This is a genomic window from Micromonospora sp. NPDC005163 (assembly GCF_053599835.1).
Genome location: NZ_JBSFYP010000117.1, coordinates 1 through 10,429, shown reverse-complemented (window position 1 = coordinate 10,429; position 10,429 = coordinate 1). Strand labels below are relative to the sequence as shown.

General features: G+C 69.9%; 10 protein-coding genes and 3 pseudogenes. 10 read left to right on the top strand and 3 right to left on the bottom strand.

The features are described 5' to 3' along the window. Positions 1-4 precede the first annotated feature (4 nt). Entirely contained in the window at positions 5-862 is an 858-nt protein-coding gene (locus tag ACWD6N_RS36495; protein ID WP_450006544.1) for a LysM peptidoglycan-binding domain-containing protein, read from the bottom strand. Positions 863-1,420: 558 nt separating this feature from the next. Between ACWD6N_RS36495 and ACWD6N_RS36490 the strand changes: the two genes are divergently transcribed. From ACWD6N_RS36490 to ACWD6N_RS36450, 9 genes and pseudogenes are all read left to right on the top strand, one after another. Further along, positions 1,421-2,047, top strand: a complete 627-nt coding sequence (locus tag ACWD6N_RS36490; RefSeq protein ID WP_450006542.1) for an RNA polymerase sigma factor — start codon at positions 1,421-1,423, stop codon at positions 2,045-2,047. A gap of 16 nt (positions 2,048-2,063) precedes the next feature. Next, positions 2,064-3,092 (top strand): hypothetical protein, encoded by a 1,029-nt coding sequence (locus ACWD6N_RS36485; protein WP_354968772.1) that lies wholly within the window; start codon positions 2,064-2,066, stop codon positions 3,090-3,092. Between the two features lie 157 nt (positions 3,093-3,249). Next, a pseudogene (locus tag ACWD6N_RS36480) lies at positions 3,250-3,628 on the top strand (ArsR/SmtB family transcription factor). Positions 3,629-3,800: 172 nt separating this feature from the next. After that, entirely contained in the window at positions 3,801-4,148 is a 348-nt protein-coding gene (locus ACWD6N_RS36475; protein WP_354968774.1) for an XRE family transcriptional regulator, read from the top strand. Further along, positions 4,117-4,306, top strand: a pseudogene (locus tag ACWD6N_RS36470) (hypothetical protein). Before ACWD6N_RS36475 ends, ACWD6N_RS36470 begins: the two are co-directional and overlap by 32 nt. 1,005 nt (positions 4,307-5,311) lie before the next feature. Continuing rightward, positions 5,312-6,739 carry a DEAD/DEAH box helicase gene (locus ACWD6N_RS36465; RefSeq protein WP_450006539.1) on the top strand — a complete coding sequence of 476 codons (1,428 nt, stop codon included), beginning with the start codon at positions 5,312-5,314 and terminating at the stop codon, positions 6,737-6,739. 196 nt (positions 6,740-6,935) lie between these two features. Further along, positions 6,936-7,139, top strand: a complete 204-nt coding sequence (locus ACWD6N_RS36460; protein WP_210908447.1) for a cold-shock protein — start codon at positions 6,936-6,938, stop codon at positions 7,137-7,139. Between the two features lie 14 nt (positions 7,140-7,153). Continuing rightward, the gene (locus ACWD6N_RS36455) at positions 7,154-7,279 is read left to right on the top strand and encodes a hypothetical protein (RefSeq protein WP_354968777.1); all 126 of its coding nucleotides are present in this window, start codon (positions 7,154-7,156) and stop codon (positions 7,277-7,279) included. Positions 7,280-7,323: 44 nt separating this feature from the next. Further along, positions 7,324-7,548: pseudogene (locus ACWD6N_RS36450) on the top strand (methyltransferase); the annotation flags it as partial. Positions 7,549-7,568: 20 nt separating this feature from the next. On the opposite strand, the gene ACWD6N_RS36445 reads toward ACWD6N_RS36450, so the two are convergent. Both ACWD6N_RS36445 and ACWD6N_RS36440 read right to left on the bottom strand, forming a co-directional pair. Next, positions 7,569-8,708, bottom strand: coding sequence for a helix-turn-helix domain-containing protein (locus ACWD6N_RS36445; protein WP_354968778.1), 1,140 nt, complete (start codon positions 8,706-8,708; stop codon positions 7,569-7,571). 133 nt (positions 8,709-8,841) lie between these two features. Next, positions 8,842-9,255 carry an NUDIX hydrolase gene (locus tag ACWD6N_RS36440; RefSeq protein ID WP_354968779.1) on the bottom strand — a complete coding sequence of 138 codons (414 nt, stop codon included), beginning with the start codon at positions 9,253-9,255 and terminating at the stop codon, positions 8,842-8,844. Positions 9,256-9,378: 123 nt separating this feature from the next. Between ACWD6N_RS36440 and ACWD6N_RS36435 the strand changes: the two genes are divergently transcribed. Beyond that, complete coding sequence (locus tag ACWD6N_RS36435) at positions 9,379-10,194, top strand: TauD/TfdA family dioxygenase (RefSeq protein WP_450006535.1); 816 nt, start codon at positions 9,379-9,381, stop codon at positions 10,192-10,194. Positions 10,195-10,429 lie beyond the last annotated feature (235 nt).

The following is a 10,429-nucleotide window of genomic DNA, read 5'->3' as shown; positions in this document are numbered from 1 at the left end:
CCCGCTACGCCAAGCGCGCATCCCTGTACCGAGCCAGCCTCGTCCTCATCGCTGCCATCATCTGGCTTCCATGATCGGCAGGACACGCCCTAGGCGGCCCCGCATCTCTTGGGGGGCCGTCTGGGCTGGCGTGGGCTGGCAGGTGGAGGGTCCAGCCTGGATAGATCAGGTTCGGGTTGCGCAGCGTCCCGCCGACGCCGGGAAAGCGGGCGCCGCGGTTGAGGGCGAAGATGTCCGGCCAGCGGCGGGCGTCGCCCAGGCACCGCTCGGCGATCTCGGAGAGCGTGTCTCCACGCTTCACCGTGTAGGTGTCTTCCCGGCCGGCCGCGACAGGGGCGAGTTCGGTGCTGCTCGGCGCCACGTGGCTGACCAGGGTGTGACCGGCCTGCCGCGCGGTGTGGTGCACCGCTTCGTGCGAGTTGTTCATCTCGGCGTTGGCGGGCGCGGCGGCGTGGGCGGGGATGGCACCCGTGCTGGCGCTGACCGCAGTGGCTCCCAGCACGGCCGCGGTCAGTCCCTGCAGCGGTCCCGGCAGGTGCAGCGTGGGTAGCCACCGCAGCGTGCGGGTGACCCGCGTGTAGGCGCGGGCGCCGACGGCGGTGACGAGCAGCGCCCAGATCAGCCAGGCGGCGGTTTGCGCGAGGCCGGCGAGGAATCCGGCGGTCAGCGGTTGTCGGACCCAGTCCCGCATCGCCCCGGTCGATGGCACGTCAGGCGTTGGCCATCCACCGAGGTGGTGGAGCGCGGCCGGAACGGCCGCGACCAGGAGCACGGATGCCAACGTTGTGGCGAAAGATCCCGCTCTGGTTCGCATCACTGCCTCCTGCCTGATTGGTTGCGCCTGGCTGATCTGCACGTTCACGGGAAATCGCAGGCGTGGACCTACAGGGGCGACGGACGGTGAGTGGGGGTGCCTGGCCGGTGGGTCGACGGTATGACCACAGGCGGTCGAGGAAGGTGTCGTGAGGACTGACAGTGCCTCACACGGCCCTACACGACCTCACATCAGCAGGTCAGAGGCCCGCGCCGCGACCAACAGAGAGAAGTCGAGAGCCTCCAGGGGCACTCGCCCATGCCCTTCCCTAGCGAAGTAAGTAAGGAGCTTGGGCTCGCTCCGGTGCTTTCGCCCTCACATGAGGTGGGCGTTACTGTGACGTGATGCCGACCTATTGGTGGGGTGGTGAGCTCCTACCGTTGCCCGACTTGGGGCCGCTTCACCGCGCCGGCGTGGCAGTCCGCCGATGGCCGTTCGTCCTGGCGAGTGTCTGGACGTGCCGCCCGGGCCGCCCCAGCCGCGAGCACGATCAGGTTAGTGGGGGGCTGAGAGGCGTGGACTCAGGTCCGGTCAGCGGACCAGGCATGCATCGCGTGCGCCGGCTCCGGCGTCCGCTGGTTCCCGTGGCCGGGGAACGGGCATGGCATGGCCGATGAGCTGAGCGAGGCCGTCGCCGCGGCGCAGGCCGGTGACGAGGACGCCTTCCGCCTCCTCTACCGCACCCTCCAGCCGAACCTGCTGCGCTACCTGACCGCGCTGGTGGGCGCCGACGCGGAAGATGTGGCGTCGGAGACCTGGTTGCAGATCTCCCGGGACCTGCCCAGCTTCACCGGCGGCGATTTCCGGGCCTGGACCGTCACCATCGCACGGAACCGGGCCATGGACCACCTGCGCCGGCAAAGCCGGCGCCCGTCGTTGCCGGTGCCGATGCACGCGCTCAGCGAGCTGGCTGGCGACGCCGACACCGCCGAGCGAGCCGGGGAGACCATCGGCACCGACGCCGCGCTCTCGCTGATCGCCATGCTGCCACCCCGGGAAGCCGAGGCGGTCCTGCTCCGGGCCGTCATCGGCCTGGACGCCGAGACCGCCGGGCGGGTGCTCGGCCGGCGGCCCGGCGCGGTGCGGACCGCCGCGCACCGGGGGTTGCGGCGGCTCGCCGGGCTGATCGAGCGCTACGACCCGAGCCAGCCACCAGCCGCGCCCGAGACCAGCGCGCGGCCGCGCGGCGACCGGCGCAGGCAGGCGCCGCACGCCGAACCGGCGGATGGTTGACGTGAGAGGATTCAGGATGAGTTTCCGCCGCTCCGGCCAACTCGCCGACCGCGCCGCGGCCGACCGGCTCCTCGACGCGGCGCGCGCCGCAACGTCCACGGAGGGTGCCGTCCGGGCCGACCCGCTCGCCGGGCTGCTCGCCGCGGCGGCCGCCCCGGCGCGCCCTGTCGAGCTGGCCGGGGAGCAGGGGGCGCTGGCGGCCTTCCGGGCGGCCCGCGCTGCCCCGGCATCCGCGCCCGCCCGGGTCCCCGGCCGCCGCCGGTTCACCGCCGGCGCCCTGGCCTGGGCCGCCGGGGTTCTCGCCACCGCGACCGCCGGCGCCGCCTTCGCGGCGGTCACGTTGGACCCTCCCGGGGAGACGGTTCCGCCGTCTGGTCCGGCGACTCCCGCCCCGACCACCGGCCGCCCCGACGGATCCCCGACCGGCGGTGGCGCGCCCACCACCGGCGATCCGGGCCGGTCCCCGACCGCCCCGTCGGCCCGGCGGAGCCCGAGCAGCGGTCCGGAGGACAGTGTGCAGCTCGGCGGGCTGTGCCGGGCGTACCTGGCCAAGAAGCCGGCCCAGCGGGAAAAGGCGCTAGAGACCTCGGGGTTCCAGCCGCTGGTGGCCGCCGCCGGTGGCGCCGCGCAGGTCGACGCCTACTGCCAGCGCCTGGTCCCGGACACCAAGCCCGCCAGCAAGAACGGGTCCGGTACGAAGAACAGCTCCGGCACCGGGAGCGGGTCCGGCACGGCGAAGAAGCCCGGCACGACGGCCGAGCCGAGCCGGCCGGCGAAGGTTAGGCCATCCCACCCGGTCACCGGCCGGCCCACCGAGAACCGGGGTACTGACCGGCCCGCCCCACGCAGCGCCGCCACCGAGCCCCGGCGGGGGCCACGACCGTTGAGGCTCGCTCGCACGGATGATCAAACTCGGCAGGCCCCGGGGGCGGAGTTGAGTGGTGACCGGCTGACCCTGGCCGATGCCGATCCCTCCGAGGGTGTTTCTCCCGCCCGGCCGTCGGTGTTCGGCTCCGGCAACAGCGGCTCGATTAACGCCCACTGAGCACAAGCCGGAGGGGTAACCACGACGAGCGGACATCCGGACACCGAGCCCGGCCGCGGTCGCCGCTGTCACGCCGTCCACATCAGACCATCTCGAACACGCTCATAGGCATCGTGCATTGGCGATATGTGCGTGGGTGGATGCTGCTGGTGGAAGGATGGAATATGTGGGAACTGCGTTGGCTGAAATGACTATGCCTCAGATCTCGCCGCTTGCCGGCGAGTCGATCGAACGTACCGATGCCGAGCGGCTGGCGGGGGGTCCTGAAGGCCCTCGCCGATCCTGCCCGGCTGCGGCTGCTCAGCCTGATCCAGTCGGCCCCCGAGGGCGAGGCGTGCGTCTGTGGCCTGACCGCGCTGGTCGGCCTCTCGCAGCCGACGGTCAGTCACCACCTGCGTATCCTTACCGAGGCCGGCTTGCTGGAGCGGGAGAAGCGCGGTGTGTGGGCCTACTACCGGCTGGTGCCGAGCGCGATCGCCACGATCGCGGATCTGCTGACCCCGCCACGCAAGCGATCAGCGCGGAGAACCCGCTGACGCGTGACAATCTCACCGCGGGGGCGGGTGCGAACTACCTACCCTGTGGCGATGCGAGGGCTCATAAAGGGTCACGACTGAGGATGGACCCAGTGGCGATCACATCGCAGGCGGCCTTCGCCCAGTTCGTTGTGGGGCAGTCCAAGACGCCCGGCAGGACCGCGGCTGGACCGTGGGCGACGTCACCAGGCACACCGGTGTCAGTCGCTCGACCCTGTTCCGCTGGCTCGCCGGCGACTGGCAGCAGTATCCGGAGCTGGCCAAGGTATGCGGCCTATGCGCCGCACTCGACCTGCCCATCGGGGCGGCGATGCGACCGCTCGTGCTGCCTGGCGCCACCCGCCGGGGGCGGCGACCGCAGCGCGGAGGAGGTCGAGGCCGACACCAGCGTCATTCGGCAGCGGATGGCCGACAAATCTGTCCCGAGGCCGAGAAGCATCAGATCCAGAACCCGTCCCGGCGGTTGTGGGTTGCGTACGGTCGAGGACGTGGACGTGCTGCTGCGCGGCGGACCGGTTGACGGCGCTGGTGCCCGGCGGCGGGGAGGCCGTCATCTCGCGGGCCTGCCTGTACGAGATCACGCCCGAGTTCGGCCGCCGGCACAGACGCGGCCTGCGCGTGTACCGGCACCGCCCCGACTGCTGCGGGCCGTACGGCCGAGGCGCCGAGGACCGCTGAGAGTGACCTGCCCGTCCGGATGTGCGCAGCATGACGCCACCTCACCCTGCGGGCATTGCCTTCCTGAGCGGATGTCCGGCGAGCGCATCCACGGACCGATCGAAGCGATTCAACCGCGCGCCGACGGCGACCACCTTCGACTCCCTCGGCGGACGTACCTCCCAGCCATCCAGTCAGACCCAAGCAGGTCATGTCATGAGCTGTTCGACTCTCATCGCCGGCGCCGAGACGGGCCGCGCCTACACCGTGCGCCGTTGCACTGGGCGACCACCCCGACCGGGGGCACGATGGGTGCGGCGGTCGCGGGTCGCGGCAGCACCCTCGACTGGGACACGTTGATCAGGATGGCCGACGCGAAAATGTATGCGGGCAAGGCCGAGCGGCGGTCCGCCGCCGCCCCAATTGCTGGTCCAGTCGTGGAGAGGTGCTGATCCAGCTGATCCACCTGCACAGGACGTCGGTACCTACGACGCGTCGAACCGACACCCGGGGTAGCCTTTACTGACTGGGCTCCGTGCCGTCGTGATGCCTAACGAGCGGGCGATGGGCGCCGGTCGTCGGCTTCCGGTCGGGGTCACCCTCGAGACGGAACGGGGTGCGCAGGCGGGTCATCGCAGCCAAGCTTGCGTCAACGGCAGGTGTGTGGTCGAAAGGCGCATCTGCTCCCGGTGCTTCACGGAACAAATTCGAGTCATGCGCGGTTACATCAGTCAAGAACTGCTCCAAGTTTGCGCGCCAACGCCCGACCCACCCGCTCGCACATGCAAGCCGGGTGCGGAAAATGAGCGGGGCGCATCCGGCCGCTCGCCGGGGGGCGTTTGGACGCTCGGCCCGTCGAACCCTAACCCAAAAAGCCATCGTGTACGGCCTGGGCCGGGGCGCGGGTAGATTGATCAACCGGTCCGCCGGTTCCGACCACGGCCTGCATTTGATGTCGACCACCACGCGCCGCGACCAATCGGTCAGCGCCGTGCAGCGCGACCCCTTCCACGTTCGGAGACTCCCATGGCGGCACGCCGCGCCAGCAAAACACCCCTTGTCACGCCCACCTCCTTCGCTGACCTCGGCGTGCCCGGCCGCCTGGTCGCCGCGCTCGAGCAGGCGGGCATCAGCACGCCATTCCCGATCCAGGCCGCGACGCTCCCGGATTCGCTCGCCGGACGCGACGTGCTCGGTCGGGGCCGCACGGGTTCGGGAAAGACATACGCCTTCGCTCTCCCGATCCTCGCCCGGCTCTCGGCCGCCATGTCTCCACGGCTGCCCGGCCGCCCGCGCTCGCTCATCCTGGCGCCCACTCGCGAGCTGGCGACCCAGATCGAAGCGGCGATCGCACCGCTGGCCACCGCGCTGTCGCTGCGGACCCTGACGATCTTCGGCGGGGTGAGCGCGCGGCCACAGGTCGGTGCACTGCGTGCCGGGGTCGATATCCTCATCGCCTGTCCCGGCCGGCTCGCCGACCACGTGTCGACCGGCCACGCAATCCTCGACGCCGTCGAGTTGACGGTGCTCGACGAGGCGGACCACATGGCCGACCTGGGCTTCCTGCCGGTCGTACGGCGACTCCTCGACACGACACCGCCCCGCTCCCAGCGGCTGCTGTTCTCGGCGACGCTTGACGCGGGCGTCGATGTCCTCGTGCGGCGGTACCTCTCCAACCCAGTCACCCACAGCGTCGACTCAGCGATGTCCCCGGTCGCCGCGATGACCCACCACGTGCTCCGGGTGCGTCACGATGATCGGCTCCCCGTCTTGATCGACCTGACGGCCGCCCCGGGGCGCACGCTCGTGTTCACCCGCACCAAGCGGGGCGCCAAGAAGCTGACCAGTCAACTGGTCGCCTCGGGCGTGCCCGCCGTCGAGCTGCACGGCAACCTGGCGCAAAACGCCCGAACCCGCAATCTGGCGGCGTTCTCCGCCGGCGACGCCCGCACACTTGTCGCGACCGACATCGCGGCGCGCGGTATCCACGTCGACGATGTGGCTCTCGTGATCCACGCCGACCCTCCGGCCGAGCACAAGGCATACCTGCACCGCTCGGGGCGGACCGCGCGTGCCGGAGCGAGCGGCACCGTCGTCACCCTGATGACCGACGACCAGGTCACCGACGTGCGCGACCTCACCCGCCAGGCCGGCATCAACCCGACGATTACCCGGCTTGGCCCCGGTGACTCGCTGCTCACCGAACTCGCCCCGGGCGAGCGCCGCTTCGTGACGCCTCCCGTAGCGACGACGGCGCCGCATCACAGACGAGGCCACAGCGCCACGGGGCGCCCGGATCCGCGCACAGCGACGGGCGGATCGACCGCCCGCGCGGCGCGCGGGACAGGCTCGGAAAGTCGTCGGGCGAGTGCCGCGGAAACCACGTCCGCGCCACGGGGCGCCGCGGCGTTCTCTTCCGGCACACGGGTTGGTAGCCGGCGCGGTCAGCGCTGACAGCGAAGACACCGCGCGGGCGCCGCCCCCGTGCTAGCCTCACCGGGTTGCAGCCTTCGGTTTGTCGCATACTTTGCCAGCGCCTGGTGGGTACCTAACCCGCCAGGCGCTCTTTGTTCTGCCGGTTCTTCCGGACCAGCAGCGACGACAACCGAGGGCCCGTACATGGCTCCATCAGCTACTCAGAGGAGAAGACATGGCATTCGGCACAGTCAAGTGGTTCAACGCGGACAAGGGTTTCGGCTTCATCGCGCAGGATGGCGGCGGCGCTGACGTCTTCGCCCACTTCTCCGCCATCTCATCGAGCGGGTTCCGCAGCCTGGACGAGAACCAGCGGGTCGAGTTCGACGTCGAGCAGGGCCAAAAGGGCCTTCAGGCCGCCAACATCCGGCTGGTCTGACGTTTGACTCCGCCGTGCGTGGCGACGAGGCCTCGCCCGTCGCCACGGCGGTGGCTGAGACCACGGACCGGCGAAAGCCGATCCGTTCCGACACCGCGGTCCTGCCCGGCCTCGAACCGCTGGTGCTGCACGCGCTGTAAGCCCCCGAGTCGCGGCCGGGACCGCCAGCACCGACCGGCTCCGGCTGGCCCTGGTGCCAGAGGTGCGACTGGTCATAGCCGAGGACGCGATCGTCCTCTGGGCCCGGCTCGAAGCCGAGGCGGGGCACGTCCTCCCGCCGCCGTTCTAGGCGTCGGCCTGGACCGGCGGGCAGAGTCTCGCGCGTTACATCCTCGATCACCCGGACACCGTGGCCGGTCGCCATGTCCTCGACCTCGCAACCGGCTCCCGACTGGTCGCTATCGCCGCGGTGCACAACGCAATGCGGGATTATGGTGCCTGGATGCCGGCCGGGTTGGGCTCGGGGACGCGGAGCCTGTCCAGCGCTTGGCGCGCGAGCTCCCCGACAGCGGGAAGATGCGACGTGCAGGCCCGGAGGGTGCGCTGGATCTGGTGAGGTAGGCGGTGCTCCTCGGCGATGGCGATGGCAGCCTGGAACGCCGCTTCGGCTTGGGATGTGCCGCGGCAGGCCAAGAGCACTTCGCCGGTAGTGACGTGGAGAATCGCCTGCCATTGCGGTGGTATCGCGGTGGTGGACATACGGTGGCGATCGAGCAGGTCGGTGGCCAGGTCGTGTCGGCGTGTGTGAACCAGCCCGCGCAGGTGCACTTCATGGAGGGCGTGAAGGCTGGTGAGTCCTGTGCCGGGTTTGGCGTCGACCAGTTGCCAGGCGCTGGTGATGGCGTGGTCGAACAGGACGGGGTCGCCGAGTTCGCCGGCGGCTCGGGCGAGCTGTACCAGGGCGGCACCTCGGTCGGGATCAGGCACCAGTTCGACTGAGCGTCGAAGTCGGGCAACGGCGGCGTGGTGCCGTTCGACCTTGCGCAGCTCGTTGCCGTGCACGCGGAGGGTGAAGGCGATCAGGTCCTGGTCGTGGAGGTGTTCGGCCAGCCACAGCGCCCGGCCGGTCCAGCGGGCGGCACTGACCAGTCGCTCCTCGGGCAAGACGTAGCCGAGTGAGACGCCGAGTTCGGCGCGGGCACGTGCAAGCAGGAGCATCACATCCCGCTCAACATGCCCGTCGGCGACCCGGCTCTCCAAGCGGGTGACCAGCGGCCAGAGCTCGTTGACGGCTTCGGCGCCGCGCCCGGACTGCCGTGCGATCGCGGCGAGGCGGATAGTCGACTCGCCGAACTGGAGCATCGCGGTGAAGTCGGCGTCGTCGGGGTCGCTCACCCCGAGCGTGTGCGCAGGCACGCCGAGGTGGCGTGCAATCCGTAGCCGGGTGGCGACATCGCTAATCTCCCGCCGCCCCGTTTCGATCATCGAAATGTACGTCGCGTCGTAGCCGAGCAACTCCGCAAGACGTCGTTGGCTCACTCCGGTCGCGGCCCGGTAGGTGCGAATGATGACCGCGAGATCGCCGCTGGCCAGCGCGGCCCGTGCGGTATCGCTGGTCCACAACCACAAGGCCGAGCCTCCGTGGCGCTGGCCAGGGACTGGCAGGGCGGCACCGGCGATGGCGTGGCACGCCGGGCACAGCGGCGACGCACTCCAGCGGCCGACCCTCGCCCCGCAACCGCCGCACTGCATCGTCGGTCGCCTACATGACTCGGGCACTGAGTTTGGCGTACCAGGTCGTGATGGACCTCTTGTACCCGTCTGGCATGCGCAGCGCCGCGACCTCGGCCTCGGTGAACAGGCCGACTTCCTTGTGTTCGTGGCTGACGACCGGATCGGCGTCGGTGCCGAGGTGGCAGCCGTACGTGATGATCAGGACATCGACGTCGTCGCGGATGTGGTACTGCCAAGCGTCCAGCAGCGGTCCAGAGGTCACCTGCCAGCCGACCTCCTCAACGATCTCCCGGGTCACGCAGTCGGCCGGTTCCTCACCGAGATCCAGCTTCCCGCCCGGCAGCTCCCACTCGTCGCGCTCGTTGCGTAGCAACAGCACGCGGCCGTTGCGAACCACGACGCCCTTCACGGAGACAGGGAACAGCTGCGGCTGGTTGCTCATCGACCGGATTCCCTCCACTGGTGCAGGACCTGGACCGTCCGGAACGTAGCACGGTCATTGCTCGCTAAGGGCGGCTCGGCATTGACAGTCCGTCACTTGATCCATGCGGTAGGTGCGGCCACGGTGAACGCCGACGAGCGATTCGCCGGAGGTGACCAGATGCCCGACGTTGACGACCTGCCCCACGTGGACTTACGCGACCCGGACAGCACGGCTCGCATCCTGAGTGGCCTCACCACGCACGGCATCACGATCTTCCAGGGCGGAATCGATCGGGACGATGTGCTCTATGCAGCCCGGTCACTGATCAGAATCCGCGAGCACCGCGACAGCGACTCCGATGGAGTGACCACCATCGCCCAGCGGCTAGCGTCCGAAGACGGAAAGACCAGCCTCGCGGGCTTCACCGATCGCGAGCTGTTGCCCCACACCGAAGGATCCGCTGTATGCCGGCCACCGCGCGTCCTGATGCTCGCATGTCTTCGACCGGCGCAGACCGGTGGACGCAGTCATCTGGTGGACGGTCGCGACCTCTACGACGAGATCGCCCGCGCCGAACCCGCCATACTCGCGGCGCTGTCCACGCCCCGATCCGCGTACTTCGGCGGAGGATCCGGCCACCTCGGCGCGGTCTTCCAGCAGACGACCGAAGGCCGGATAGCCGTCCGGCTGCGCCTCGACGAGCTTGCGCGTTTCGCGCCGATGGTCGCGCTATATATCGACCGGCTTCGAGCGCTTGTCCAGCAGCAGATCATTCCAGTTGACCTAGGTGAGGGCCACGGCTACATCCTGCTCAACGACCGCTGGCTCCACGGCAGAACCCGCTTCACCGGCGACCGCATGATGCTGCGCATCATCGGTGACCCGATGTCCACCTACGCCCTACCGAGCGGGTTCTGTCCAGCAGAGGCTCCGCAACCGGCCAAGCGGGCCACGTGACGTCCGTCGATACCACATCACCACCTCGCCCACTGTCTGCGGCTCGCAGAGCCGCGCCCGCCCGACATCGACCGAATCAACGATGCCGACACCGGCGTTCTGAAGGGCACTCCATGAACCTGATCTCGATCGCGGCCATCCGGAAGGTGTCAACCTTTTCGGGGCGGGTGGTTCAGGGGTTCGTTGACTGAGTCGGCTCGTCGTCGGGCTTGTTGATCCACGCGGGTTCGGGTAG

What these genes read in the sequence shown, in the direction of transcription:
- ACWD6N_RS36490 (WP_450006542.1), top strand. Translation starts at nt 1,421, where the DNA reads ATGGCCGATGAGCTGAGCGAGGCCGTCGCCGCGGCGCAGGCCGGTGAC.
- ACWD6N_RS36485 (WP_354968772.1), top strand. Translation starts at nt 2,064, where the DNA reads ATGAGTTTCCGCCGCTCCGGCCAACTCGCCGACCGCGCCGCGGCCGAC.
- ACWD6N_RS36465 (WP_450006539.1), top strand. Translation starts at nt 5,312, where the DNA reads ATGGCGGCACGCCGCGCCAGCAAAACACCCCTTGTCACGCCCACCTCC.
- ACWD6N_RS36460 (WP_210908447.1), top strand. Translation starts at nt 6,936, where the DNA reads ATGGCATTCGGCACAGTCAAGTGGTTCAACGCGGACAAGGGTTTCGGC.
- ACWD6N_RS36440 (WP_354968779.1), bottom strand. Translation starts at nt 9,255, where the DNA reads ATGAGCAACCAGCCGCAGCTGTTCCCTGTCTCCGTGAAGGGCGTCGTG.